The organism is Nonomuraea sp. NPDC048882 (genome assembly GCF_040649755.1).
Classification (GTDB): domain Bacteria; phylum Actinomycetota; class Actinomycetes; order Streptosporangiales; family Streptosporangiaceae; genus Nonomuraea; species Nonomuraea maheshkhaliensis.
Window position 1 is genome coordinate 315,589 of record NZ_JBEZGB010000007.1, and the last position, 25,378, is coordinate 340,966.

27 protein-coding genes and 3 tRNA genes are annotated in these 25,378 nt (G+C 71.0%); 11 read left to right on the top strand and 19 right to left on the bottom strand.

Annotation, left to right across the window (positions count from 1 at the left end):
- Nucleotides 1-61: 61 nt before the first annotated feature.
- Nucleotides 62-247 (top strand): 50S ribosomal protein L28, encoded by a 186-nt coding sequence (gene rpmB / locus AB0C27_RS26295; protein ID WP_049556934.1) that lies wholly within the window; start codon nt 62-64, stop codon nt 245-247.
- A 200-nt stretch (nt 248-447) separates the two neighbouring features.
- Here the strand turns inward: rpmB and thiD are convergent, their stop codons facing one another.
- The 3 genes from thiD to AB0C27_RS26310 all read right to left on the bottom strand — a co-directional run bounded on the left by thiD (nt 448) and on the right by AB0C27_RS26310 (nt 4,354).
- A complete protein-coding gene (gene thiD, locus AB0C27_RS26300) occupies nt 448-1,254 on the bottom strand; it encodes a bifunctional hydroxymethylpyrimidine kinase/phosphomethylpyrimidine kinase (protein ID WP_357848425.1) in 807 nt (268 codons plus the stop codon).
- 8 nt (nt 1,255-1,262) lie between these two features.
- Entirely contained in the window at nt 1,263-3,116 is a 1,854-nt protein-coding gene (locus tag AB0C27_RS26305; RefSeq protein ID WP_357848427.1) for a hypothetical protein, read from the bottom strand.
- 269 nt (nt 3,117-3,385) lie between these two features.
- Nucleotides 3,386-4,354, bottom strand: a complete 969-nt coding sequence (locus tag AB0C27_RS26310; RefSeq protein WP_357848429.1) for a thiamine-phosphate kinase — start codon at nt 4,352-4,354, stop codon at nt 3,386-3,388.
- 47 nt (nt 4,355-4,401) lie between these two features.
- Between AB0C27_RS26310 and AB0C27_RS26315 the strand changes: the two genes are divergently transcribed.
- Complete coding sequence (locus tag AB0C27_RS26315) at nt 4,402-4,635, top strand: Lrp/AsnC ligand binding domain-containing protein (RefSeq protein ID WP_106249262.1); 234 nt, start codon at nt 4,402-4,404, stop codon at nt 4,633-4,635.
- Between the two features lie 13 nt (nt 4,636-4,648).
- On the top strand, nt 4,649-5,077 hold the full coding sequence (locus tag AB0C27_RS26320) for a DUF3515 family protein (protein WP_357848431.1): 429 nt from the start codon (nt 4,649-4,651) through the stop codon (nt 5,075-5,077).
- Nucleotides 5,078-5,168: 91 nt separating this feature from the next.
- Here AB0C27_RS26320 and AB0C27_RS26325 read toward each other — a convergent pair whose 3' ends face one another.
- From AB0C27_RS26325 to AB0C27_RS26335, 3 genes are all read right to left on the bottom strand, one after another.
- Nucleotides 5,169-6,263, bottom strand: coding sequence for a D-alanine--D-alanine ligase family protein (locus AB0C27_RS26325; protein WP_346111348.1), 1,095 nt, complete (start codon nt 6,261-6,263; stop codon nt 5,169-5,171).
- A 65-nt stretch (nt 6,264-6,328) separates the two neighbouring features.
- Entirely contained in the window at nt 6,329-7,339 is a 1,011-nt protein-coding gene (locus AB0C27_RS26330) for an NAD(P)H-dependent glycerol-3-phosphate dehydrogenase (RefSeq protein ID WP_357848433.1), read from the bottom strand.
- A gap of 4 nt (nt 7,340-7,343) precedes the next feature.
- Nucleotides 7,344-8,054, bottom strand: coding sequence for a lysophospholipid acyltransferase family protein (locus tag AB0C27_RS26335; RefSeq protein ID WP_357848435.1), 711 nt, complete (start codon nt 8,052-8,054; stop codon nt 7,344-7,346).
- Between the two features lie 79 nt (nt 8,055-8,133).
- On the opposite strand from AB0C27_RS26335, the gene cofC reads away from it, so the two are divergent.
- Both cofC and AB0C27_RS26345 read left to right on the top strand, forming a co-directional pair.
- Complete coding sequence (gene cofC, locus AB0C27_RS26340) at nt 8,134-8,805, top strand: 2-phospho-L-lactate guanylyltransferase (RefSeq protein ID WP_357848437.1); 672 nt, start codon at nt 8,134-8,136, stop codon at nt 8,803-8,805.
- Nucleotides 8,806-8,846: 41 nt separating this feature from the next.
- Nucleotides 8,847-9,053 (top strand): hypothetical protein, encoded by a 207-nt coding sequence (locus AB0C27_RS26345; protein ID WP_357848439.1) that lies wholly within the window; start codon nt 8,847-8,849, stop codon nt 9,051-9,053.
- Nucleotides 9,054-9,104: 51 nt separating this feature from the next.
- Here the strand turns inward: AB0C27_RS26345 and AB0C27_RS26350 are convergent, their stop codons facing one another.
- The 4 genes from AB0C27_RS26350 to leuC all read right to left on the bottom strand — a co-directional run bounded on the left by AB0C27_RS26350 (nt 9,105) and on the right by leuC (nt 11,719).
- Nucleotides 9,105-9,404 carry an HU family DNA-binding protein gene (locus tag AB0C27_RS26350; protein ID WP_346111352.1) on the bottom strand — a complete coding sequence of 100 codons (300 nt, stop codon included), beginning with the start codon at nt 9,402-9,404 and terminating at the stop codon, nt 9,105-9,107.
- Nucleotides 9,405-9,503: 99 nt separating this feature from the next.
- On the bottom strand, nt 9,504-9,755 hold the full coding sequence (locus tag AB0C27_RS26355; protein WP_357848441.1) for a hypothetical protein: 252 nt from the start codon (nt 9,753-9,755) through the stop codon (nt 9,504-9,506).
- Entirely contained in the window at nt 9,734-10,321 is a 588-nt protein-coding gene (gene leuD, locus AB0C27_RS26360) for a 3-isopropylmalate dehydratase small subunit (protein ID WP_357848443.1), read from the bottom strand. The genes AB0C27_RS26355 and leuD overlap by 22 nt, the downstream gene beginning before the upstream one ends.
- Nucleotides 10,322-10,333: 12 nt before the next feature.
- Nucleotides 10,334-11,719 carry a 3-isopropylmalate dehydratase large subunit gene (gene leuC, locus AB0C27_RS26365; RefSeq protein WP_357848445.1) on the bottom strand — a complete coding sequence of 462 codons (1,386 nt, stop codon included), beginning with the start codon at nt 11,717-11,719 and terminating at the stop codon, nt 10,334-10,336.
- 62 nt (nt 11,720-11,781) lie between these two features.
- On the opposite strand from leuC, the gene AB0C27_RS26370 reads away from it, so the two are divergent.
- Together AB0C27_RS26370 and AB0C27_RS26375 are read left to right on the top strand one after the other, a co-directional pair.
- The gene (locus AB0C27_RS26370) at nt 11,782-12,498 is read left to right on the top strand and encodes an IclR family transcriptional regulator (protein ID WP_043618626.1); all 717 of its coding nucleotides are present in this window, start codon (nt 11,782-11,784) and stop codon (nt 12,496-12,498) included.
- A 58-nt stretch (nt 12,499-12,556) separates the two neighbouring features.
- Nucleotides 12,557-14,275: a hypothetical protein gene (locus AB0C27_RS26375; protein WP_357848447.1), complete on the top strand. Its 1,719-nt coding sequence runs from the start codon at nt 12,557-12,559 to the stop codon at nt 14,273-14,275.
- 128 nt (nt 14,276-14,403) lie between these two features.
- On the opposite strand, the gene AB0C27_RS26380 is transcribed toward AB0C27_RS26375, so the two are convergent.
- The 5 genes from AB0C27_RS26380 to AB0C27_RS26400 form a co-directional block, all read right to left on the bottom strand.
- Nucleotides 14,404-14,476, bottom strand: a tRNA-Glu gene (locus tag AB0C27_RS26380).
- 18 nt (nt 14,477-14,494) lie between these two features.
- Nucleotides 14,495-14,570: transfer RNA gene (locus AB0C27_RS26385), tRNA-Glu, on the bottom strand.
- 78 nt (nt 14,571-14,648) lie between these two features.
- Entirely contained in the window at nt 14,649-15,230 is a 582-nt protein-coding gene (locus AB0C27_RS26390; protein ID WP_357848449.1) for a hypothetical protein, read from the bottom strand.
- 37 nt (nt 15,231-15,267) lie between these two features.
- On the bottom strand, nt 15,268-15,882 hold the full coding sequence (locus tag AB0C27_RS26395) for a response regulator transcription factor (RefSeq protein ID WP_346111359.1): 615 nt from the start codon (nt 15,880-15,882) through the stop codon (nt 15,268-15,270).
- 100 nt (nt 15,883-15,982) lie between these two features.
- Nucleotides 15,983-17,287, bottom strand: coding sequence for a sensor histidine kinase (locus tag AB0C27_RS26400; protein WP_357848451.1), 1,305 nt, complete (start codon nt 17,285-17,287; stop codon nt 15,983-15,985).
- A 110-nt stretch (nt 17,288-17,397) separates the two neighbouring features.
- Between AB0C27_RS26400 and AB0C27_RS26405 the strand changes: the two genes are divergently transcribed.
- The gene (locus AB0C27_RS26405; RefSeq protein WP_357848453.1) at nt 17,398-18,348 is read left to right on the top strand and encodes an alpha/beta hydrolase; all 951 of its coding nucleotides are present in this window, start codon (nt 17,398-17,400) and stop codon (nt 18,346-18,348) included.
- Nucleotides 18,349-18,389: 41 nt separating this feature from the next.
- Here AB0C27_RS26405 and AB0C27_RS26410 read toward each other — a convergent pair.
- A tRNA-Gln gene (locus AB0C27_RS26410) sits at nt 18,390-18,461 on the bottom strand.
- A gap of 166 nt (nt 18,462-18,627) precedes the next feature.
- Between AB0C27_RS26410 and AB0C27_RS26415 the strand changes: the two genes are divergently transcribed.
- Complete coding sequence (locus AB0C27_RS26415; protein ID WP_357848455.1) at nt 18,628-20,598, top strand: M3 family metallopeptidase; 1,971 nt, start codon at nt 18,628-18,630, stop codon at nt 20,596-20,598.
- Nucleotides 20,599-20,738: 140 nt separating this feature from the next.
- Here the strand turns inward: AB0C27_RS26415 and AB0C27_RS26420 are convergent, their stop codons facing one another.
- Complete coding sequence (locus AB0C27_RS26420; RefSeq protein WP_357848457.1) at nt 20,739-21,287, bottom strand: PadR family transcriptional regulator; 549 nt, start codon at nt 21,285-21,287, stop codon at nt 20,739-20,741.
- A gap of 54 nt (nt 21,288-21,341) precedes the next feature.
- Between AB0C27_RS26420 and AB0C27_RS26425 the strand changes: the two genes are divergently transcribed.
- The gene (locus tag AB0C27_RS26425) at nt 21,342-22,595 is read left to right on the top strand and encodes an MATE family efflux transporter (RefSeq protein ID WP_357848459.1); all 1,254 of its coding nucleotides are present in this window, start codon (nt 21,342-21,344) and stop codon (nt 22,593-22,595) included.
- Here AB0C27_RS26425 and gltX read toward each other — a convergent pair.
- On the bottom strand, nt 22,489-23,862 hold the full coding sequence (gene gltX / locus AB0C27_RS26430; protein WP_357848461.1) for a glutamate--tRNA ligase: 1,374 nt from the start codon (nt 23,860-23,862) through the stop codon (nt 22,489-22,491). The two genes, AB0C27_RS26425 and gltX, sit on opposite strands and share 107 nt — an antisense overlap.
- Complete coding sequence (locus AB0C27_RS26435) at nt 23,855-24,631, bottom strand: fumarylacetoacetate hydrolase family protein (protein WP_346111366.1); 777 nt, start codon at nt 24,629-24,631, stop codon at nt 23,855-23,857. Before AB0C27_RS26435 ends, gltX begins: the two co-directional genes overlap by 8 nt.
- Nucleotides 24,632-24,791: 160 nt before the next feature.
- Between AB0C27_RS26435 and AB0C27_RS26440 the strand changes: the two genes are divergently transcribed.
- Nucleotides 24,792-25,343, top strand: coding sequence for an Asp23/Gls24 family envelope stress response protein (locus AB0C27_RS26440; protein WP_357848463.1), 552 nt, complete (start codon nt 24,792-24,794; stop codon nt 25,341-25,343).
- The last annotated feature ends 35 nt before the right edge of the window (nt 25,344-25,378 follow it).

Genomic DNA, 25,378 nt, shown 5'->3' on the forward strand with positions numbered 1-25,378 from the left:
GCCCTCCGCCCGGAAAGCATCAGCGGACAGGGCTATATCGACTGTTTTAAGGAGCGATACCGTGGCTTCCGTCTGCGATGTCTGCCGCAAGGGGCCGACCTTCGGCAACAACGTGTCCCACTCTCACCGCCGCACCCGCCGTCGTTGGAACCCCAACATCCAGACAGTCCGCGCGGTCATCGGCGGCACGCCGAAGAAGCTGAACGTGTGCACCTCGTGCATCAAGGCGGGCAAGGTCACCCGCTAGTTCTCACTTCCACGAAGGCCCGCCTCCCCTGGGGAGCAGCGGGCCTTCGTCATACCCACCCCTCGCCGCATGATCGCACGGGCGGCCCTGTCCCATGGACCGCCACGCCCTGTGGCGGCCCCACAGCGTGCGCAGCCGTGCCGCACGGATGACCGTGCCCCCGTGGGCCGCCGTGCCCCGCAGACGGCCCTACGGCGCGGTCAGGGGCGCCACTGCCAGGCGTGGTCCACTGGGCCGATGCCCTCCCCCAGCGGGAAGCCGCGGGCGATCGCGCCCGTCACGTACTCCTTGGCCCGGCCCACCGCGGCCGGTACGTCGTCGCCCAGGGCGAGGCGGGAGGCGATGGCGGAGGCCAAAGTGCAGCCGGTGCCGTGGGTGTGGCGGTTGTCGAGGCGGTCGGCGGTGAAGCGGTACTCGGAGGTGCCGTCCGTGAGCAGGTCCACCGGGGGCCCGGGCAGGTGGCCGCCCTTGATCAGCGCCCACGTGGGCCCCAGTTCCAGCACGGCGTCCGCGGCCCGCCGAAGCCCGTCCTCGTCCTCCACCTTCACGGAGGTGAGCTGCTCCACCTCCCACAGGTTGGGCGTCACCACGGTGGCGACGGGCAGCAGCCGGGTGCGCAGCGTCTCGACGGCCTCGGGCACGAGCAGCGTGTCGCCGTGCTTGGACACCCCGACGGGATCGACGATCACGGGCGCGGAGTAGGAGGCGAGCACGCCGGCGACCGTCTCGACGAGCGCGGGCGAGGCCAGCATGCCGGTCTTCACCGCCTGGGCGCCGATGTCACCCAGCACGGAGTCGAGCTGCGCGCGTACGGCCTCGGGCGGCAGCTCCCAGTAGCCCTGGACGCCCAGGGAGTTCTGGGCCGTGACCGCGGCGATGACGCTCATGCCGTGGACGCCCATGGCCAGCATGGTCTTCAGGTCGGCCTGGATGCCCGCGCCGCCGCCGGAGTCGGAGCCGGCGACGGTCAGCACACGAGGAGGGATCGAAACCGTCATGTCCCCCATCCAACCATTCAGCTGACGGCGCACTCCCCTTCGACCATGCCGCAGTTCTGCGCCTTGGCGCCCCTGCCGGTGGCCGTGAACGACACCTCGACCGAGTCACCGGCGGCCAGCGAGCCCGACACGTCCAGGATCAGCAGGTCGCCGTCCTGGGACCACTCGGCGCCGTCCACGTCCACGACCCGGCCGTCCACGGGCACGGAGACCGTGGGGTTCTGCAGCGTACGCGCGGAGTCGTTGGACACCGTCATCCTGGCCTTGTAGGTGGTCAGGCGCTGCTGGATGGTCTGCTTGACGTTGACGGAGCCGGCGTTCGACGACTGCTCGAACGTCCCGGGGTCGCCCGTGCCGGGCGATTCCGGCGTGCCGACGCCGGTCCCGGCGTCGGTGTCCTCCACGGGCGTGGGGTCCTCGGTGGGCGCCTCCGACACGGTCTCCTCGACCGGCGGCTCGTCGTCCAGCGGCTCCTCCGTGGGCTCCGCCGTCTTCTTCACCTTGGACTTGGTGGGCGTCGGCGTGGGGGTCGCGGTCCTGCGCGGCGCCCTGGCGCTGTAGGTGGCCGTCGGCTTGGGGGTGTCGGCGGGCTCGGTCTCCTCGCCCTCCTCCGTCGGCTCCTCCTCCGGCGCCGGCTCGGCGTCCTCCTCATCGGCGGGCTCGGAGACGGCGGGCCCAGGCTGTCCTGTCGTCTGTACGGCGGCGCAGGTCACACCCTCGCACTTGGCCGGATCACCCGAGCTCATGAACTTCACGCCCGCCACGGTGCCACCGAGCACCACGGCCACGGCGGCGACGGAGAGCAGCGCCACGCGGCCCTTGCCGGCGCCTCCCGGCGCGGCGGCCAGCATGTCGTCATCACCGCCACCACCGCCACGGCCCGACCTGCGCCGGCCACGGCGGCCTCTGGGCTCCTCGTCCGGCGTGTCGGAGTCGTTCGACCAGCCGGAGCCCAGGAAGCCGGTCTCGGCGTCGGCCCAGGCGGGGGCGTTGTGCACGGCGGTCGGCTCACCGGCCACCTTGATGTCGCCCGGCTCGGGCGGAGCGGCGAAGCCGGCGCCGGGCGGGCCGTCGAACCTGGCGGTGCGGTTCGCGTCGTCCCCGTCATAGGAGTCGAAGGGGTCACGGGAGTCGCGGGGGTCGCGGTCGCCGGGGCCGCCGAACGGCCCTCCGCGCTCGTCACGCCCGTCGAACGGGCCCTGCTGGTCGAACGGCCCCTGCTGATCGAAGGGACCGGGCTGGCCGGGAGCGCCGGGCCGGTCGAACGGTCCCGGCTGGCCGAAGACGTCCGGCTGGTCGAAGGGACCGGGCTGCCCGGAAGGACCCTGCTGACCGGGCTGACCGGAGGGGCCGGGCCGGCTGAAGACGTCCGGCTGGTCGAAAGGTCCGGGTCCGCCCTGGGGCCCGCCCTGCTGGGGGCCGCCGAAGAAGGCCGTCTGCCCGGGGTCCTGCGCGTCGCGGCCGGGCATCCCGCCCTGGCCGCCGCCGAAGACCGAGGTCTGGTCAGGACCGTTGAACGGCCCCTGCCGGTCGAACCCGCCTGGTCCGCCGGGGTCGCCCCGCCGGCCGAAGGGCCCGTCACCGGGCTCGTCGAAGGGGCCTCTGCCCGGCCCCGCCTGATCGGCGGCGCCGTCGAAGAAGCCGCCTGGACGATCCACGGGCGGGCTCCAGTCGGACGGACGGGTGAACGCGCCCGTCGTCTCGAACGGCCCTGAGTCGTCCCTGGAGGACGGCGGTGGGAAGGCGCCCGCGGGGTCGTTGGCCGGTGGAAGGCCGCTGGCGGAGTCGGTGGGCACCGCGAAGGCTCCGGTGGTCTCGAACGGCTCCGACTGCGGAGCGCGCGGAGCCGGCCCGTCGGTGCGCTGGGGCATGGGTGCCCACTGGCCCGTCACCTCGGGCTGGTCCGGCAGGGACGGCCAGCCCGGCGCGTCACCTTGCTCGTCAGGACCCCAGAATGCGCTGCCGTTCCCCCGTTCTTCCCCGTCGTCGGATCCACCTGTGCCGTGGCGGCCCATGGCTGCCCTTTCTGCCGGTTACAGTGGCCGCCAATCTTCATAACACCTTTGATACGCCGTTGTCACAGCAATCCCGCTAGTCGTACCCCAAAACAGGAAAACTTCACGTAAATCGGGACAAGTCATCACCGAAAGTGATCCCACCCGCGACGGCCGATTTCCCGCCCATACACCATGACGCCCTCACCTTCGACCACCCGCCCCACCACCTGAAACTCGGGCGGCAGCTGTACGTCAGCGGGAAAGACCGCAGCCAGAGCGTGATCTTCGCCACCCGTGAGCACCCATTCGAGCGGATCGGCCCTCAGCTCCTTGGCCGCCGCCAGCACCGGCTCCGCCACCGTGAACTCACGCGGATCGAGCTCGATCCGCACCCCGCCCGCCTCGGCCACGTGCCCGAGGTCCTGCAGCAGCCCGTCGCTCACGTCCAGCATCGCGCTCGCGCCCAGCTCGGCCGCCATGGGCCCCATCGCGTACGGAGGAAGCGGCCGCCGATGCCCCGCCACGACCTCCGCGAGCAGCGGCGTCTCCGCCGGCACGCCCGCCTCCAGCAGCGCCCAGCCCGCGGCGGCGTAGCCGAGCCGGCCCGCCACCGCCACCACGTGCCCCGGCCTCGCCCCTGAACGCAGCACGGGGGCCCGCCCGGCCAGGTCGCCCAGCGCGGTCACCCCGATGACGACCAGGTCGCACCGGGTCACGTCACCGCCGGCCACGCTCGCCCCGACCGTCGCGCACTCGTCGCCGAACCCGTCGGTCAGCTCGTCCAGCCAGCTCAGCGGCAGGTCGGCGGGCACGCCCAGGCCGACCACGATGGCCGTCGGCGTGGCGCCCATGGCGGCCACGTCGGCCAGGTTCTGGGCGGCGGCCTTGCGGCCCACGTCGTAACCGCTGGACCAGTCGCGGCGGAAGTGCCTGCCCTCCAGCAGCAGGTCCGTGGAGACCACGACCCGCCCGTCGGGCGCGCCGACGAGAGCGGCGTCGTCACCCGGCCCGAGCATTACCGCCGCGCTTTGGGGCAGACGTCCGGTAATACGATTTACCACACCGAATTCGCCGAGATCTCCGACTGTGATGACGCACCTCCTGACGCACACAGGGTACGGTGGCCCTTCGGCGTGATCGAATCGCCCGGGAGGACGTGATGGTGCAGGCCTACATCCTTATCCAGACCGAGGTCGGCAAAGCCGCCGCCGTGGCCCGCGAGATCTCCGGCATTCCGGGGGTCACCCAAGCGGAGGACGTCACGGGGCCTTATGACGTGATCGTGCGCGCGGAGGCCAACAATGTCGACGAACTGGGCAAGCTCGTCGTCGCCCAGATTCAGGCGGTGGAGGGCATCACGCGTACTCTTACGTGCCCGATCGTCCATATCTGAAGGTAGTCCTCGCATGCGTGCCGCCGCCGTCCTGTTCGTTCTCCTGGCCCTCGCCGGTTGCGGCGGCACCGTACGGGTCGAGCCGCCCGCCCCGCAGGGCGAGGCGGCGGCGGCCTGCGCCAAGCTGGCCCCCCTGCTGCCCGCGACACTCGACGGCGAGCAGCGTGGATCCTCCACGCCCGAGTCTCCGTACGTGGCCGTCTGGGGTGCCGGCGTCATCGCGCTGCGCTGCGGCGTGCCCAGGCCCGCCAGGATGGCGCCCACCGACCGGCTCCAGGAGGTCGGCGGCGTGGGCTGGTTCGCCGATCCCGACAAGCCCGCGCTGTTCACGGCGGTGACCGACCTCGCCTACGTGGAGGTCACGGTCGGCGGCGAGCACGTCGCCGCCGAGGTGCTGGCCGACCTGTCGAAGCCGATCGCCCAGATCGCGTCAGAGGCCTGACGAACGCGCGGGCCGAGGCCCGACCGGCCCGCCTCAGACCGAGACCGGCCCACCGCACGCCGAGACCACCTCTCGGCAAGCCGAGACCGGCTCATCTCAGGCCGGGCGAGCGCGAGAGCGCCAGCTGGATCAGCCGGTCGACCAGGGCCGGGTACGACAGCCCCGAGGCCGCCCAGAGCTGCGGCGCCACCGACAGCGACGTGAACCCGGGCATCGTGTTGATCTCGTTGAAGATCACCTGGCCCTCGGGCGTGTAGAAGAAGTCGACCCGCGCCAGTCCCTCGCAGTCGAGCGCCTCGAACGCGCGCACCGCCATCGCCCGCAGCTCCTCGGCCGTCTCCTGCGGGATGTCGGCGGGCACCGTGAGCGACATCTGGTCGGGGTAGTACTTCGCCTCGAAGTCGAAGAAGTCCTGGCCGCCCTCGACCCGCACCTCGCCGGGCATCGACGCGGTGGCCGGCTCGTCGCCCAGCGACTGCAGCACCGCGCACTCGATCTCGCGGCCGACGATCGCGGCCTCGATGATCACCTTGGGGTCGTGCCGCCTGGCCTCCTCCACGGCCGCCTCCAGCTCGGCCCGGTCGGAGGCCTTGGAGATGCCCTGGGACGAGCCCGCCCTGGCCGGCTTGACGAAGACCGGGTAACCCAGCTCCTCGGCCTCCTTGAGCACGCACTCACGCCCGAGCCGCCAGTCGCGGTCGCGTACGACGACGTAACGGCCGGTCGGCAGGCCCGCCGCGGCCATCACGGTCTTCATGTGGGCCTTGTCCATGCCCACCGCGCTGGCCAGCACGCCGGAGCCGACGTAACGGACGCCGGCCATCTCCAGCAGCCCCTGGATCGTGCCGTCCTCGGCGAACGGGCCGTGCATCACGGGGAACACCACGTCGACCGTGCCGAGCTCCACCGGGATGCTGCCGGGGTCGTAGGCCACCAGCGAGTTGTCGCCCGAGGGCAGCGCCAGCGCCGCGCCCGAGGTGTCGACGACCGGCAGCTCGCCCGACTCGATGGCGAACCGCTGGTCGGAGGCTGCCAGCACCCACCTGCCGTCCTGGGCGATCCCGATGGGGATCACTTCGTACTTGGTCCTGTCGATCGCATCCAGCACGCTGCCCGCTCCCATCAGGGAAACAGCGTGCTCGGAATTGCGGCCTCCGAAAACGACGGCGACGCGTGGCTTGCTCATGGTGTCCGAATCTACCGGGGGTGTCCCTGTCACAGCGAGTCGAGCACGCCGTAATCAGGTGTTTCTCACAAGCCGTACCGCTCGGGCTTGGGGGAACGGGACATCAGCAGCGTGCCCGCCTCGGCGGGCGACATGCCGTCGTGGACGACCCCGACGACGACCTCGGTGATCGGCATCTCGACATCGTGCTTCCTGGCCAGTTCGAGCACCGACTCGCAGGACTTCACGCCCTCGGCGGTCTGCTTGGTCGAGGCGACGACCTCGGCCAGCGTCATGCCCCGGCCCAGGTTCTCCCCGAACGTACGGTTGCGCGACAGCGGGGACGTGCACGTGGCCACCAGGTCGCCCATGCCCGCGAGCCCCGCGAAGGTGTGGGCGTCGGCCCCGAGCGCCGCGCCCAGGCGGGAGATCTCGGCCAGCCCCCGGGTGATGAGCATGGCGCTGACGTTGTCGCCCATGCCCATGCCGGCGGAGACGCCCACGGCCAGCGCGATGACGTTCTTCACCGCGCCGCCGAGCTCGACCCCGACCACGTCGGGGTTGGTGTAGGGGCGGAACCACGGCGGCAGGTGGCAGATTGCCTGGAGCCGCGCGGCGACCTGCTCGTCGGTGCAGGCCACCACGGTGGCGGCGGGCTGGCGCTGGGCGATCTCCCTGGCCAGGTTGGGCCCCGAGACGACCGCGACGCGTTCCTGCGGCCATTCGGCGACCTCGTGGATCACCTCGCTCATGCGCTTGGTCGTGCCGAGCTCGATGCCCTTCATCAGGCTCACCAGCACCGCGCCGGACGGGATGTGGGCGCGCCAGGCGGCCAGGTTGGGCCGCAGGCTCTGAGCCGGCACGGTGAGCACCACGAAGTCGGCCCCCGCCAGCGCCCGCTCGGGGTCGGTCGTGGCCCGCAGCGCGGCGGGGAGCGGGATGCCGGGCAGGTAGTCGGGGTTGACGTGGTCGCGGTCGATGGCCTCGGTCACCTCGGCCCTGCGCCCCCACATCGTGACCTCGTTGCCGGCCTCCGTGAGGATCATCGCGAACGTGGTGCCCCACGAGCCCGTCCCGAAAACGGCCACCTTCGTCATGCCATCACCGTCCGGCGGGATCGTAGGGAGTCTCCGGCGCCTTCTCGCCGCGCAGCTCGGCGAGCTGCGCGGTGACCGCCGCCATGATGTCGGCCGTCGCCTCGCGCAGCACGTCGGCGTGCGGCGGTCGGCCGGCGTACTTCGACAGGTCCACCGGCGGCCCCACCGACACGCCGAACGTCTTGCGCGGGAACAGCCTGGGCCTCTTCTCCCCGTACGGCAGCAGCTCCTGCGCCCCCCAGTGGGCCACGGGGATGACCGCGGCGCCGCTCTCCAGCGCCAGCCGGGCGGCGCCCGTCTTGCCCACCATGGGCCACAGGTCGGGATCGCGAGTGCACGTGCCCTCCGGGTAGAACAGGATCGCGCACCCGTCGGCCAGCCGCTCGGCCGAGATGCGCAGCGACTCGGCCGCCTCGCTGCTGCCCCTGGCCACCGGGATGGCGAGCAGGCTGCGCACCGCCCACCCCAGGAAGAAGATCTTGAACAGGCCCGACTTGGCCAGGATCACCGGCCAGCGGCCGTTGTTGTAGAGGAAGTGCGACAGCAGAACGGGGTCGGCCCAGGACAGGTGATTGGTCGCGATGATCACGCCGCCGGTCTTCGGGATACGCTCGCCTCCGCGCCAGTCACGCTTGACCAGGAGCGTGGACAGCGGTTTCACCACGACTACTGCGAAGGTCTCCCAGAAACGCGATGGTCGCGTGGGGCGGCTCATGGTCTCCTCCAACACCTGCGGGATGCGCCCCAAGTCTCCCGGTTGGCCGGGCGGGATGTCGAGGCGCGATGCTTAGCCTATGAGCATCCGCTGGTCCCTGGTCATTCCGGTGAAGACGCTGGTCGCGGCGAAGACCCGGCTGGCCGCCGCGACGGGCCCGCACAGGACGCGGCTGGCGGTGGCCGTCGCGAGCGACACCGTCTCCGCGGCGCTCGCCTGCCCGCTGGTCGCACGCGTGATCGTGGTCACGGCCGATCCGGCCGCCGCGGGGCCGCTGGACGCGCTCGGCGCCGACGTGGTGTCCGACCCCGACCGGGGGCTGAACACGGCGCTGCGCACGGGGGCCGCCCATGCCGTACGCCTGGCGCCGGGCGACGCCGTGGGGGCGTTGCAGGCCGACCTGCCCGCGCTGCGCCCTGCCGAGCTGGCGCTGGCGCTGGAGGCGGCGGCCGAGTTCGACCAGTCGTTCGTGCCCGACGCGCTCGACGTCGGGACGACGTTCTACGGGGTACGGCCGGGCCGGCCGTTCACGCCCAGGTTCGGCGGGGAGTCGCGGGCCAAGCACCTGGCCGGCGGGGCCAAGGAGCTGTGCGTGCCGGGGATCGACTCGGTCAGGCGTGACGTGGACACCCCCGACGACCTGCGCGCGGCCGTGCGGCTGGGGCTGGGGCGGCACACGGCGGCGGTCGTGGCCGACCTGTGGCCGGACCCGGGCCTCATCCCGTCCTCGGACCCGGCCCCACCCGCCTGAGCGTGCTCGTCGGACGGACGGGAAGCGATTAATCTGAACGGATGCAAGGGACCGTACGCACCTTCGACGAGACCACCCGCTCCGGCACGGTCTTCCTCGACGACGGCACCGTCCTTCCGTTCGGCGCCCCCGCCTTCGACGCTGGCCCGCTGCGCCTGCTCCGCTCCGGCCAGCGGGTCAATCTCGCGATGTCCGGCGGCGAGATCGGCTACATCACGCTGTCGACTTTCCCGGTGGCGGACGCCTAGAAAAAGCGGACGCCCGGGCCGGCCGGCCCGGGCGTGCTGGTCCGCTCGCGTTTACTTCCTCTTGCCGATTTTCTTGCCGCCCGTGTTCACCAGCTCTTTGAAATCCGAGCCGGGACGGAACTTGGGCGCCCAGCTCTCGGCGACGTTGATTTCCGCGCCGGTCGACGGGTTACGCGCCGTGCGGGCGGGCTTGTTCACCATCTCGAACGCGCCGAAGCCCGTGATCGAGACCTTGTCGCCACTGGCCACAGCCTTCTGGATGGCGTCGATGACCGCGTTGACGGCCTCGGTGGCCGTCTTCCTGTCGCCCACCCGATCCGCGATGGCCTCGACGAGTTCTCGCTTGTTCATGAAAGTCCTGCTCCCCCAGTTACGGCTCGGGGTTCCAGCTCACGAGTTCGACGTAGAAACCCCTTACGGGCTCGAAAGTAGGCGGGATCGCGAGGGAACTCAATCACCCGGCGTGTTTTCTTCGTCTCGTGGCGTGTCGTACGCGTCGTCAAGGGAGGCCAGAAACGCTTCGAGGCGTACCGCGGCCCTTTCCGGATCTCGCTTCGCGACGTCGCATATCGCGAGATAACGGCGCGCGATCCGGTCCTTTTCCGCGGCGGGCAGCATGCGGACGCGGCGGTGCGCCTCGCGCAACCGCCGCGCCAGTTCGTCGTCTTCCAGGTCGTCTTCTAGACGGTCGTCGGCAGCCATGGCTGCCGACCATTCTCGTACGCCGCCACGTCCTCGGCGTGACGCAGGGTCAGCCCGATGTCGTCGAGCCCCTCCGTCAGCCGCCAGCGGGTGTAGTCGTCGATCTCGAACGCGACGACCTCGCCGGCCCAGCGCACCTGACGTTCGCCCAGGTCGACGGTCACTTCCAGCTTCGGGTCCGCCTCGACGGCCGCCTGCAGCGCCTCGACCCGCTCGGCCGGCAGGATGACCGGCAGCAGGCCCATCTTGGTGGAGTTGTTGCGGAAGATGTCGCCGAAGCGGGCGGCGATCACGACGCGGAACCCGTACTGCTGCAGCGCCCACACCGCGTGCTCGCGGGAGGAGCCGGTACCGAAGTCGGGGCCGGAGACCAGGATCGAGGCACCCTCGTAGGAGGGGTCGTTGAGGACGAACGTCGGGTCCTCGCGCCAGGCGGCGAACAGGCCCTTCTCGAAACCGGTGCGGCTGACCTGCTTGAGCCAGACGGCCGGGATGATCTGGTCGGTGTCGACGTTGCTGCGACGCAGCGGCACCGCCGTACCGGTGTGGGTGGTGAAGGCTTCCATCTGTCTGTCTCCTTACAGGTCGGCGGGGGCGGTGAGGCGGCCGGTGACGGCGGTCGCGGCGGCGACCTGCGGCGACACCAGGTGGGTGCGGCCTCCCTTGCCCTGCCGGCCCTCGAAGTTGCGGTTGGAGGTGGAGGCGCTGCGCTCGCCCGGCTTGAGCGTGTCGGGGTTCATGCCCAGGCACATCGAGCAGCCGGCCTCGCGCCACTCGGCGCCCGCGGCCTTGAAGACCTCGTCCAGGCCCTCCTCCTCGGCCTGCCGCTTGACCATCATCGAGCCGGGCACGATGAGCGTGCGGGTGGTGACCTGGCGACCGCGAAGGATCTCGGCGGCCGAGCGCAGGTCCTCGATGCGGCCGTTGGTGCAGGAGCCGACGAACACCGTGTCGACCTCGATCTCGCGCAGCGGCGTGCCGGCGCGCAGGCCCATGTATTCCAGCGCCCGCTCGGCGGCCGAGCGCGCGACCGGGTCGGCGAACGACTCGGGGTCGGGAACGGACTCGCCCAGCGGCAGGCCCTGGCCCGGGTTGGTGCCCCACGTGACGTAGGGGGTCAGCGTCGAGGCGTCGATCTCGACGACCTTGTCGAACACGGCGTCGTCGTCGGTGCGCAGCGACGTCCAGTATTCGACGGCCTGGTCCCACGCCTCGCCCTCCGGCGCGTGCGGGCGGCCTTTCAGGTACGCGAACGTGGTCTCGTCGGGGGCGATCATGCCCGCCCGCGCGCCCGCCTCGATCGACATGTTGCAGACGGTCATGCGGCCCTCCATGGAGAGCTTGCGCACGGCCTCGCCGCGGTATTCGACGATGTAGCCCTGGCCGCCGCCGGTGCCGATCTTGGCGATGATGGCCAGGATCAGGTCTTTCGCCGTGACGCCGGCGGGCAGCTCGCCCGAGACCTCGATGGCCATCGTCTTGGGCCGGTAGGCGGGCAACGTCTGCGTGGCCAGCACGTGCTCGACCTCGGAGGTGCCGATGCCGAACGCGATGCCGCCGAACGCGCCGTGGGTGGAGGTGTGGGAGTCGCCGCACACGATCGTCATGCCCGGCTGGGTCAGGCCGAACTGCGGCCCGATGATGTGCACCACACCCTGACCGGCGTCGCCCATCGGATGGAGCCGGATGCCGAACTCGGCGGCGTTCTTGCGCAGGGTCTCGACCTGGGTCTTGGACACGGGGTCGGAGATCGGGCCGAGCAGGGTCGGGACGTTGTGGTCCTCGGTGGCGATGGTGAGATCGGGCCGTCGCACCTTCCGGCCGGCGAGACGGAGTCCGTCGAACGCCTGCGGGCTGGTCACCTCATGGATGAGGTGCAGGTCGATATAGAGCAGGTCCGGTTCGCCCTCCGCGCGACGGACTACGTGCTGCTCCCAGACCTTCTCGGCCAGTGTGCGGCCCATGATCTCCTCCTTGAGAATCATCCGACTTGCCTTCTCATATGTCGAGACGGCAGTATCGGTGTATGGACAACTCTAGCGGAGTCGGAGTACTCGACAAGGCGGTTCTTGTACTCAATGCCCTCGAAGCGGGACCCGCTTCGCTGGCTCAGCTGGTCCAGGCGACCGGCCTGGCCCGCCCCACCGCCCACCGGCTGGCGGTCGCACTTGAGCACCACAGGATTGTGAGTCGCGACACACAGGGAAGATTCGTGCTCGGCCCCCGGCTGTCTGAGTTGTCCACGGCGGCCGGCGAGGACCGGCTGCTCGCGGTGGCCGCGCCCGTGTTGATGCAGTTGCGCGACCTCACGGGGGAGAGCGCGCAGCTCTACCGCCGCCAGGGTGACGAACGCGTGTGCGTGGCCGCGGCAGAGCGCGCCAGCGGCCTGCGTGACACGGTTCCCGTCGGCTCCGCGCTGCCCATGACGGCCGGCTCGGCGGCGCAGATCCTGCTGGCCTGGGAGGAGCCCGACCGGCTGCACCGCGGGTTGCGCGGCGCCAAGTTCACCGCCGCCACGCTGGCCTCCGTACGGCGCAGGGGCTGGGCGCACAGCGTGGGAGAGCGCGAGCAGGGGGTGGCCAGCGTCTCGGCCCCGATAAGGGGCAGCGGCGGGAAGGTGATCGCGGCCGTGTCGGTCTCCGGGCCCATCGAAAGGCTGACCAGAGCGCCCGGACGGCTGCACGCGGTGCCCGTCATGGCGGCGGCCGAACGGATCACCGAGGCGATGCGCCGCACGTCATGATCAGCAAAAGGATGTATTTCGGGAGCCGACTGCCTCGCGGGCGCACTAGCCTGAGTGCGTGACAGATCGCATCGAGGTAGCCGCCACTGAGCTGCGACCCCTGCTCGAAGAGTTCATCATGTGGGCGCGTGCGAACGCGCCCGGGAGCGACCCCGAGCTTGTGGGACCCGCCGCCCTGTGGCACCGTCTCGCCTTCTCGCAGGATCTCGGCACGTGGAAGCGTGCCGACCTGCGTAACCTGCTGCTCGACCGCATGCCCAAGGTCGTGGAGGATCCCGACGCCGCCGCCGACGGCATGCTTCCGGCCGTGGACGCCTACCTGACGTTCCTGTCCCAGACCGGCCGGCTGGCCAAGGGCTCCGACAGCCTCGCCGATCTGCAGGCCGAGCTCGACGACGTCGAGGACGAGTTCGTCGACCTCATGGAGGAGATGCTGGACGACTCCGAGGGCGACGACGAGGCCGGGGCCGCCGAGACAGGCGACCTCGGCGACTTCGAGCCGTTCGCCGACGAGCTGGCCGAGCTCGACACGATCAGGCTGCGGCCCGACTCCGAGCTCGCCGCCGCGGCCCGCGAGGTGCCGCTGGTCGCCAAGGCCCGCGATCTGGCCGTGTGGGTCGGCTCGGGCCGGCGTGTCGGCGAGGACACCCTGCTCACCGACGCCGAGGTGGAGGAGGCGTTGCAGGTCACCGGCCTGCCCAGGCCCGAGACCGACGGCTCCGTCGCCGAGGCCGTGCCCCAGCTGTGGAACATCTGGAACCTCGCGGTCGACCTGGAGTTCCTTGAGCCGGGCGAGGCCGGCACGGTCGCGGTGCAGGACGACACCGCCGAGTGGCCGTTCGACGACGACGAGGACGTCCTCGACGCCTGGATGCTCGGGCTCCACTCGGTCGACTACGGCGACCCCGAGCTGGAGGACGACGACCTCACGATGGCCCTGGCGGGCCTGACCAGGGGGGTGCTGGTCCGGCTGCTGCTGGCGGGCGGCTCGCGCGATCTCGGCGAGCTGTCGCGGGATCTGGCCGAGGCCGCCGCCGAGCTCGACGAGCTGGGCGCCGACGCATGGGAGGCGGCCGGCGACCCGGTGGCCTCCGCCGTCGACTGGCTGACCGGCTACGGCATGGTCGAGCTCGACGACGACGGCACGCTGCGCCTCACGCCGCTCGGCACCGAGGGCGTCATCCACCTGGTGGACGACGCCGACATCGAGGTCGACGCGCGGCCGGCGATCGAGTCCATGAGCGCCCACGAGCTGCTCGCGCTGAGCGCCGAGCTGCCGGAGGAGGAGGCCGACGCCGAGTTCGCCGCCTGGATGCGGCTGCGCGAGCCCGCCAAGGCGGCGGAGGAGCTGCTGGACGCGGCGGCCGAGGACGAGAGCGACGCGCTGATCAGGGTGCAGGCCGCGAGCGTGGTCGGCACGCTGGGCGAGGCCGCCGTGCCCGCCTGGCAGGCCGCGCTCAAGCAGTCGTCGCTGCGTCCCTACGCGGCCACGCAGCTGAGCCAGCTCGGGGTCGAGGGCGCGCCCGAGCCGACGCAGGACGACACCCACTGGCTCATCCTCGACATGTGGACGATCTCGGCGGGTCTCGGGCGCTCGGAGTTCGTGAGCAGCCTGCGCGACATCGGGCCCGACATGGTCAACAGCCTGCTGGAGGTGATCTGGAAGATCCCGCACGCGCACGTGGAGGAGCTGCTGGATCTGATCTCGCAGGTGCATCCGGACAAGCAGGTGGCCAAGGCCGCCAGGCGGGCGCTGTTCAAGGCCCGCTCCGCCTGATCCGGCCCCTGATCCGGTTCTGCCGACGATTCCCCCCGCCGCCGTTCGCGGCGGGGGGATCTCGCGTTCTGTGGCCGGGCAACAAAAAACGCTCCGGGCTGAGTGCACCGGAGCGGTTGTTGCAGACGTAGTCCCGACCGGATTCGAACCGGCGCTACCGCCTTGAGAGGGCGGCGTCCTGGGCCACTAGACGACGGGACCTTCGTGAGCTTGTGACAGTGGTAGTCCCGACCGGATTCGAACCGGCGCTACCGCCTTGAGAGGGCGGCGTCCTGGGCCACTAGACGACGGGACCCTGTCCACAAGCTGGTGTGCCGGGTCTCCCCGGCGACGCAGGTAACTCTACCGCACCCGGAAGACCACACCAAACCGCTTATCCGCCTACCAGATCGGCTCTGTGGCGCCGGACCCAGTCGCCCATCGGGCCTCGTTCCCACTGCGGATCGAACTCTCCCAGCGGGATCGCCACCTCCGGCCTGCCGGTTGCGGGGTCCACCGGGACGGCGGCCAGGCGGGCGCGCATCCAGCGGGGCACGCGGGGCGGGACCGTGCGCTCGCCCCATCCGATCAGGCCGGTCGAACGCAGCGGCCGTACCCGCGCCCTGGCGGCGCCTGGACGCCCGATCGCGCGGGGGTCGGCGAGCTGCGTGTCCACGACGCCGACCCTGGTGATGTCGGGCCAGCGCAGGCGGACGCGGAAGCCCTGGGAGTCGGCCAGCTCGACGCCGTCGGCGGAGAAGCGGACGACGGTGCCCGCGGCGAGGCGGCGGTGCTTGCCGGCCAGGACGGCGACCAGCACACCGGTGGCGAGCGCGCCGATGCCGGCGCCGAGCGGGGTGCTGTTGGTGAGGATGGCGCCGAGGAGGAGACAGACGGCGAAGAAGAGGACGAGCGGGGCGATGAACGGAGCGAGGAAGCGCGGGAAGCCGCCCGCGCGAAGACGAAATTCAGCCATGAGTGGGGCGCGACTCTACCCGATACGTCCTCGGGGATCAGCGGGTGAGCAGGCCGCGGCGGTAGGCCTCGCCGACGGCGGCGGCGCGGTCGCGGACGTCGAGTTTGGCGTAGATGTGCAGCAGGTGCGTCTTCACGCTGGCCTCGCTGATGAGCAGGCCGGCCGCCGCCTCCTTGTTCGTCGCTCCCCCGGCCACCAGGCTCAGCACCTCCAGCTCCCGCTTGCTCAGCTGCCCCCTGGCGGGCCTGCGCAGGTGGTCGGCCAGCCGGCCGGCCACGGCGGGGGCGAGCACGGTCTCGCCCCGGTGGGTGGCGTGCACGGCCCGGACCAGCTCCTCCTTCGGGGCGTCCTTGAGCAGGTAGCCGCCGGCGCCCGCTTCGAGCGCGGGCAGGACGTCGCCGTCGAACGTGGTGAGGACCAGGATGCGCGGCCCGGTGCCGCTGAGCCGGCGGATGGCGCTCAGCCCGTCGAGGCCGGGCATGCGCAGGTCCATGAGCACGACGTCGGGGGCGAGCTCGGCGGCCAGCCGGACGGCCTCGTCGCCGTCGGCCGCCTCGCCGACCACCTCAAGGCCGGGCTCGCCGTCGAAGGCGGCGCGCAGTCCGTCGCGCACGATCGGATGGTCGTCGGCTATCAGCAGCCGCAGGGCCATCGGTCCTCCCTGTCCGGGTGTCGGCTCGGCAGGCATCGGTCCACACCAGGATCTCACCGCTCGCCACGATCCCGCCGCTCGCCGGGGCCCCCTTGAGGTCTCAGCGCTCGTCGCGATCCTGCCGCTCGCCGTGCTCGGGAAGCGCGGGGACGGCCGCCGCGACGGTCGTGCCCTGGCCCGGCTCCGACTCGATCTCCAGGGTGCCGCCCACGCCGCGGACGCGCTGGCGCATGCCGTCCAGCCCGAAGCCGTCAGTGCGCTCCTGCGGGGCGAAACCGGTTCCGTCGTCGCGGATGTCCAGCAGGACGATTTCGTCCGCGTACGAGAGGGTCAGGGCCGTCCTGGTGGCTCCGGCGTGCTTCGCCACGTTGGACAGGGCCTCCTGGGTGATGCGGAAGAGTGCCTGCTCCACGTCGGCGGAGAGCGGCACGGGCTGCCCGGTGACCTCGTACCGGAGCTCCACCCCGGCGGTGTCGGCCCACGACCTGGCCAGATGGCCGATCGCGTCCGGCAGCCTGGCCTCCTCCAGCGGCTCGGGCCGCAGGGCGCTCACGGATCTGCGGGTCTCCGTCAGGCCGCGGCGGGCCAGCTCGGAGGCGCGGTCGAGGTGGCGGCGGCGGACCTCGTCCTGCCCGGTACGGGAGGCCGCGTCTAGCTGGCCGATCAGGGCCACGAGGTCCTGGGCCAGCGTGTCGTGGATCTCGCCGGCGACCCGGTGCCGCTCGTCGAGCACGCCGGCCCGCCGGGCCTGGTCGAGCAGCCTGGCGTTGAGGTCGGCGTTCTCGTCCATGGCGGCGCGCAGGCGGGTGACCAGGCGGCGGCGTTTGTCGTGCTCGGCGGAGACGTACCAGCCGGCCACGACCAGCGGCAGCGCCACGCCGGCGATCACCGTGAGCAGCGTCGCCCGCGAGCCGGGCGCCGCCTGGGTGGTGACGTTGACCAGGGCGGTCAGCGTGACGCCCGCCATGATCAGCCGGGCCGGGAGCATGGCGATGGCCAGCGGGTAGCCGATCGAGGCGAAGACGACGAAGGCCGTACTGCGGAAGGACAGCGCGGCGGCGAGCGCGAGCAGCACGAGGTAGTGCCCCACGACGAGCACCCGATGCCGGTCGCGGCGCGGGTAGAGCCAGGGAACGGCGGCCAGCCAGGCGGCGGCGAGCAGGACGAGCACGGGCCAGGGCACGAGCTGCCAGGGCGCGAGCGACCACTCCAGCGGCTCCGGTGACGGCTGCACAGGCCCTGGGGACGGCCACTCCGACGGCCCCAGTGACGGAACCTGTGACGGCACCGGCGAGGGTGGCAGGGCGGGGACGCCGGTGAGGGCGGCCGCGGTCGCGGAGATCGCGAGCAGTGCGTAGGCGAGCGCCGGATAGACCCAGCGTTCGCGGCCGTCGAGCCAGCTCATGGGGTCAAGCCTGGCACGGGGGTCCACCGATCGGTTGATGGCCGCCGTCCGCCGCTCGTCCGTCCCGGTGGGCGATGTGCGCCTCCGGCCGTACGGGCGAGCATCGAGGCATGAACGAACCGACCCGCAGAACAGCGTTCCGGCTCGCCGCCGCCACCGGCGCGGGCGCAGCCGTCACCGCGGCCACCACCGGCGCCACCGCGTCCGTCCAGGAGAAGAGGAGAGAAGTGACCACGTACGTCTTCGTGACCGGCTCCAACGGCATGGCCTCAGGCGACTCCGAGCTCGTGCTGCGCGGCCATCGCACCGTGGGTGTGAGTCTGCCTGGGCATGGCGCCGAGGAGCAGTTCCACGTCGCCTACCAGGCGCCACAGGACCTGAAGGCGCTGGCCGCGATCCCCTCCCCCATGGCCGGGGTGACGCTGGACGACTACGTGGAGGCCACCGTGAACGTGGTGCGCCGGGTCTCCCGGTACGGCCCGGTCATCCTGGTGGGCGGCAGCCTGGGCGGCTCGACGATCACGAAGACGGCCGACGAGGTGCCCGGCCTGATCGACCGGCTGGTCTACGTCGGGGCGTACTGCTGCACGAAGCTGCGTTCGCCGGCCGAGTATCTGGAGACGCCGGAGAGCAGCACGAGCCTCGGAGCGGCCATCCTGCCGGCCGTCGTCGGCGATCCGGCCGCGCTCAAGGCGATCAGGCTCAACTGGCGCACGAACGACAGGAAGTTCCTGGCCGCGGCGAAGGCGGCGTTCATGGCGGAGGGGACGGAAGGGGAGTTTCTCGCCATGCTGAACTCGTCGCTGCCGGACGAGAGCCTCCAGGTGTCCAGCGCCGACGCCAGGGGCCGCAAGGACGCGTGGGGGCGGGTGCGGCGGGTCTACGTCAGGCAGACGCTGGACCGGGTGATCCCGCCGGCGCTGCAGGACCGCATGATCAGGGAGGCCGACGAGGCGACGCCGGGCAACCGGTTCGAGGTCTTCTCGGTGAAGGGGCCGCACGCGCCGACGCGGAAGTCTTATCGGCGGATCACCGAAATTCTGGCCGGGCTCGCCCGGTAAAACAAAAACGGACATCTCGCTGGGAGACGTCCGTGTAAATGCTGGGGTACCAGGACTCGAACCTAGACTAACTGAACCAGAATCAGTCGTGCTGCCAATTACACCATACCCCACCGCTGCGATCTCCTCGCGGAGCGCGCTTGGCGACGTCCGAAAGAATAGCCCAGCTCTGGGGCTAAGACCAAAACGATTCCGCGACCCGCCGTCCGCCGCTCCCGTCACGTGCCCGGCCGTGCCAAGCTGAAGGGGACAAAACACGCACGTGGAGGAGCCCAAGCGTTGGCTGAGAATCCGTTGTTCGCCCCCAGCGACCTGCCGTACGAGCTGCCGCCCTTCGCCGACATCCGCGAGGAGCACTACCTGCCGGCCTTCGAGCGCGGCATGGCCGAGCAGCTGGCCGAGGTCGACGCGATAGCGAGCGGCACCGAGCCGCCGACGTTCGCGAACACGATCGCCGCGCTCGAGCGGTCGGGGCGGATCCTCGACCGCACGGCCACGGCCTTCTACACCGTCTCCGCGTCCAACACGACCGACGGCATCATGGAGATCGAGAAGCGGATCTCGCCGGAGCTGACCCGCCACAGCGACGCGATCCGGCTCAACCGGGCCCTGTGGGCCAGGATCAAGCAGGTCACCACGGAGGACGCCGAGGAGTCCTGGCTGCTGGAGAAGTACCGCGACGACTTCATCAGGGCCGGGGCCGACCTGTCGGAGCAGGAGCAGGACCGGCTGCGCGCGATCAACGAGGAGCTGTCGAAGCTCTCGACGACGTTCGCGCAGAGCCTGCTCAAGGCGTCCACCGAGTCGGCGCTGCGGGTGACGGACCCGAAGGAGCTCGACGGGTTCGACGAGGCCGAGATCGAGGCGCTGCGCCAGGACGACGGCACGTACGTGCTGCCGCTGCTCAACTACACCCTCCAGCCGGGCCTGGCCCGGCTGACCGACCGCGATGTGCGCCGCCGCCTCTACGAGCTGAGCGTCAACCGGGCGCCCGGCAACTTCGAGCTGGCCGTCACCATGGCGACGCTGCGGGCGGAGCGGGCGGCGCTGCTCGGCTTCCCCAGCCACGCCGCCTACTCGGTCGCCGACCAGACGGCCAAGACCGTCGAGGCGGTCGAGGACATGCTCGGCCAGCTCGTCGGCCCCGCCGTGCGCAACGCCAAGAAGGAGGCGGAGGCGCTGGCGGAGCAGGCCGGGTTCGCGATCGAGCCGTGGGACTGGTCCTTCTACTCCGAGAAGGTGCGCCAGGCCCGCTACGACTTCGACGGCGCGGCGATGCGGCCGTACTTCGAGCTCGACCGCGTCTACCGCGACGGCGTGTTCTTCGCGGCCACGAAGCTGTACGGGATCACCTTCGCCGAGCGGCCCGACCTGGGCGGCTACCACCCCGACGTGAGCGTGTTCGAGGTGGCGGACGAGGACGGGAGCCCGCTGGGGCTGTTCGTGCTCGACCCGTACGCCAGGGCGAGCAAGCGTGGCGGCGCGTGGATGAACAACCTGGTCGACCAGTCGTTCCTGTTCGGGCAGCGGCCGGTGGTGATCAACAACCTCAACGTGACCAAGCCGGCTTCCGGGCCGACGCTGCTGACCTACGACGAGGTGAACACGGCCTTCCACGAGTTCGGCCACGCGCTGCACGGATTGTTCTCGAAGGTGCGCTACCCGCGCGTGTCGGGCACCAGCGTGCCGCGCGACTTCGTCGAATACCCGTCGCAGGTCAACGAGATGTGGGTGACCTGGCCCGAGATCCTGGCCAACTACGCCAAGCACCACGAGACGGGCGAGCCGATGCCGGCCGAGCTGGTGGAGAAGCTGAAGGCGGCCGAGACGTTCAACCAGGGCTTCCAGACCGTCGAATACCTGGCCGCCACGCTGCTCGACTGGGCCTGGCACAAGCTGACCCACGGCGAGGTCGTGGCCGACCCCGAGGCGTTCGAGGCGACCGCCCTGGAGGCGGCCGGGATCGCCTTCCCGCTGGTACGGCCGCGCTACCGGACCAACTACTTCGCCCACATCTTCACGGGCGGCTACAGCGCCGGCTACTACTCCTACATCTGGAGCGAGGTGCTGGACGCGGAGAGCGTGGAGTGGTTCAAGGAGAACGGCGGGCTGACCAGGGCGAACGGTGACCACTTCCGCCGCGAGCTGCTGTCCAGGGGCGGGAGCATCGACCCGCTGACGGCCTTCCGCAACTTCCGCGGGCGCGACGCCACGATCCAGCCACTGCTGGCCCGCCGCGGCCTCACCTGAGCCGCCGCCCGTACGGGCACCGCGCGACAAGACGGCCCGCCGCGCACCGAGCGCGGCGGGCCGCTCGCGTCTCGGCGGCAAGACGTCCGCCGCAGGGCGGGCGTTTCCGATGAGCGTGGCGTCGCTGAGCGTGGCGTCGCTCAGCCTTGCGTCGCGTCCAGTTCCTCGATGCGTTCGCGGAGCCATTCGCGCTCGGCCAGGCTGACGGCCCGGGCGATCTTGAGCATGCCGCGCCGGTACGGGTCCGGCTCGTCCTTCGCCTTCACCGGCCTGCCGTTGTCGTAGAAGAAGCTCGCAGGAGCCTCCAGGAAGGCCAGCCTGCGGCGCAGCACCGCGGCCTGGTCGGCGGGGTCGGGCAGCGCCGACAGGAACGTCAGCAGGGCGAAGAACCGGCTCTGGTCGCTGATGTCGAGGTCGGCGGGCTCACGCAGCCGCCGCAGCAGTTCCTCGCGACCGGCCGGCGTGATCGTCAGCACCTGCCGGCGCGCGGCCGCCGCGCCCGCCTCCTCGTGCCGCTCGACCAGCCCCTTCGCCTCCAGTCGTGAGATGGCGGGATAGAGGGCGCCGTCGCTGACCGGCCGCAGGTGGCCGGTCAGCGCCGTGAGCCGCGACTTGAGCTCGTAGCCGTGCATCGGCCGCTCGTGCAGAAACCCCAGGATGGTGAGGCTCAGGTCACCGCCGCTTGCCATGGGGTGCATCGTAACGCTATACCTCTAAACGATGTATATCGAAACGAGGTACAGATGATGATCCGGCTCGCCCTGCCCGTCTACGTGGAGTTGCTCACCGCCGTGGTCGCCGTCGGCCTGATCGACCTGCTCTGGGTGTCCGGGCTGGGCGAGGGGGCCATCGCGGCGGTCACCGTGGGCACCACGGCCGAATACCTGGCCTACGGGCTGTTCCTGGCCGTTCCGACGGGGGTCACCGTGCTGGTGGGCCGCCGCGACGGGCACGCTCCCCTGGGGCCGGTGATCAGGACGGGATGGCTGCTGTGGGCCGTCTTCTCCGTGGCCGTCGCCGTGCCGGGCGTGCTGCTGCGCGAGCCACTGGCCGCGCTGTTCACCGACGATCCGGCGCTGACGGCGGACTTCTTCCTGATCTCGCTGGGCGGGCTGCCGGTGTACTACGCCCAGACGGTGGTGGACGGCGTGCTCAAGGGCCTGGGCGACACCCGGCGGCCCATGCGGCACGCGATCATCTGCAACGTGCTGGTGGTCGCGCTCGACCCGCTGTTCATCTTCGGGCTCGGCATGGGGGTCCAGGGCGCGGCCCTGGCCACAGTGATCGCGCGGGCCGTCACGCTGGCGGTCGCGCTCATTTATCTCGTACGCCTGCGCGTCTCCGCCGGACGCGGCCTGACGACCGGCGAGGTGCTCCGCACCGGCTTCCCCATGTCCGGAGATTTCCTGGCTCGCGCCGTAGTGGGCATGGCGCTGGTGGAGATCGTGGCCGGGTTCGGCACGGCGGAGGTGGCCGGCTACGGCATCGGGCAGAAGATCATGCTGGCCGGCGTCATGGTCTTCTACGCGCTGCGGCAGGCGGCGATGATCCGTACCGCGCGGTCGGAGGCCGTCGGGTCACCGCTCCTGCTCGGCCTCGGGTCGGGCGCTGCGGTCGCGCTCGTGCTGAACCTGCTGGCCGCGCCGGTCGCCGGGATGTTCACCGGCGATCCGGCCGCGGCCGTCGCGTTCCTGCGCTGGATGACGCTCTACCTGGTGCCCTTCGGCGGGCTGATCGCCGTGGGCGGGGTGCTGCAGGCGAGCGGCAGGGGCGGCCGCCTGCTCGCCGCCACGCTGGCGGGCTTCGCGGTGCAGCTGCCGCTCGCGTACGCGCTGAGCTCGTGGCTCGGCGTCACCGGCGTGTGGCTGTCGATGGCCGCCGGGGCGTCGATCAGCCTCGCAGCCGCGCCAGCGCGGCGCGCAGGCGCTCGCGAGTCCGCTCGCGGCCGAGCACCTCGATCGACTCGAACAGCGGCAGACCCACCGTCCGGCCGGTGACGGCCACCCGCACCGGCGCCTGGGCCTTGCCCAGCTTGAGCCCGTGGGCCGCGCCGACCTGCTCCAGCGCCTCCTTGAGCGACTCGGCGTCCCAGCTCACGCTCTCTAGGCGCTCCAGGTAGCCGGTGAGGATCTCCTCCGGGGAGTTCTTCATCGCCTTGTCCCAGGACGCCTGGTCGAAGACGGGCTCGTCGAGGAAGAGGAAGTCGACGTTCTGCCGGATCTCCGACAACACCGCGATGCGAGTCTGGGCCAGCGCCGCGACCTTGCTGAACAGCTCGCGGTCCCAGCCTTCTTCGAGGTAGGGGGCGCAGCGCTCCTCGAACGTCTCCAGCGGCAGCGCCCTGATGTATTCGCCGTTGAACGCGCGCAGCTTCTTCTCGTCGAAGAAGGCGTTGGAGGGGTTGACGTCCTCCAGCCGGAACAGCGGCACCATCTCCGACCACGGCATGATCTCGCGGTCCTCGCCGGGCCCCCAGCCGAGCAGCATGAGGTAGTTGACCATGGCCTCGGGCAGGTAACCCTCGGCGCGATAGTCCTCAAGCGCCACCTTGTCACGGCGCTTGGACAGCTTTTTGCGCTGCTCGTTGACGATCACCGGCAGGTGGGCCCAGACCGGCGGGGTCGCGCCCAGCGCCGGCCAGAGCAGCTCCTGGCGGGCGGCGTTGGGCAGGTGCTCCTCGCCCCTGGCCACGTGGGTGATGCCCTGGGTGATGTCGTCGACGGCGTTGGCCAGCACGTAGAGGGGCGAGCCGTCGGTGCGCGCGATGACGAAGTCCTCCTGCGCGTTGTTGGGGAACTCCACCCGGCCGCGCACCAGGTCGTCGACCACCGTGACGCCCTCGTCGGGGGTGCGGAAGCGCACCGCGCCCTCGCTCAGCCCGCGCTCGCGGCAGAAGCCGTCGTAGCCCTTGTCCTTCGAGCCCGTGCGCTCCTGCACCTGCTCGCGGGTGCAGTCGCAGTAGTACGCCTTGCCGTCGGCCAGCAGCTTGGCCACGGCCTCGCGGTGCTGCGGCTCGTAGGCCGACTGGAAGTAGGGGCCTTCGAAGACCGGATTGCTGCCGTTGATGCCGATCCAGTCGAGCGCCGAGATGATGCCCTCGGTCCACTCGGGCCGGTTGCGGGTGGCATCGGTGTCCTCGATGCGCAGGATGAACCGCCCCTTGGACTGCTCGGCCACGGCCCAGTTGAACAGCGCCGCGCGGGCGCTGCCCACGTGGAACATGCCGGTTGGTGACGGGGCGAACCGCACCCGTACGTCAGTCACGGGAGACCACCTTGTTCGTGAGTGTGCCGATGCCTTCGATGCCGACGCTGACTTCGTCGCCGATCTCCAGAGGACCGACGCCCGCGGGGGTGCCGGTCAGGATGATGTCGCCGGGGATCAGCGTCATGACGGCGCTGACGTAGGCCACCAACGCCGGAATGTCGTGGATGAGCTGGTTGGTGCGGCCGCTCTGCCGGATCTCGCCGTTGACCGTGGTCGTCAGCGCCAGGTCGCTCGCGTCGAGATCGGTCTGGATCCACGGCCCGAGCGGGCAGAACGTGTCGAACCCCTTGGCCCGGGTGAACTGCACGTCCTTCTTCTGCAGATCGCGCGCGGTGACGTCGTTGGCGCAGGTGTAGCCGAAGATGACGTCCTTGACCCGCTCGACCGGCACCTCGCGGCAGAGCCTGCCGATCACCACGGCCAGCTCTCCTTCGAAGTCGACGCGGTCGGACAGCGTCGTGGGGTAGGCGATGTTCTCGCCGTGGCCGATCACCGTGGTGGACGGCTTCATGAAGATGAGCGGCTCGTCGGGCACCTCGTTGCCGAACTCGGCCGCGTGCTCGGCGTAGTTTCTGCCGATGGCGACCACCTTGCTCGGCAGCATCGGGGCCAGCAGCTTCACCTGGGACAGCGGGAATCGCTCGCCCGTGAACTGCACCTGGCTGAACGGATGACCGGAGATCGCGGAGACGAACTCCTCGCCCGGACCGCCCTCGACCACGCCGAACGAGACGCCTTCGCCTGTGGAGAACCTCGCTATACGCACCCGACAAGGCTATCGCCGACGCCGGAGGGGTCCGCCCACCTTTTACCCGCCCCGCCTGCGGGCGAGTCAGGCGCTGTCCATTATTCGCCCTCAAGTCCGTTTTGATGAGCTTCGGTCGCGTAGCAGGGGTTATGTGGACTTATAAGGAGACATCTAGGGGGTGACGATCGTGTCGGACACGATGTCGAACCGGCCCGGCGGAACCGGTGCGACCGGAACCGTGCCACGGGCCAGGACTGAGGAGAGCACCGGCTCGCCACGCTCGCTTGTCACGGACAAGGGCACGACGACCATCGAGGACGGCGTCGTCGCCAAGATCTCCGGCCTGGCCGCCCGGGAGGTGTCCGGCGTGTACGCCATGGGCGGAGGCGCCGCACGGGCCCTCGGCAGCATGCGCAACATCGTCGGCGGCGACCCCAGCCTGACCCAGGGCGTGTCGGTCGAGGTGGGCGAACGGCAGGCGGCCGTGGACCTGGATCTGGTGGCCGAGTACGGGACGGCGATCCCGGAGCTGGCGGCGGCCGTGCGCAGGAACGTGATCGGGGCGGTGGAACGGATGTGCGGGCTGGAGGTGACCGAGGTCAACATCCGGGTGGACGACGTCCACCTCCCCGACCAGGACCGTGATCGCGACCGTGGCCGGGACCGGGATGGCGAACGGATGCAGGACGGACAGCGGACAGACGCGGAGCAGGAGCCCCGGGTCCGATGACCGACGCCCCGACCGGCCCCGGCACTCCGCCCGCT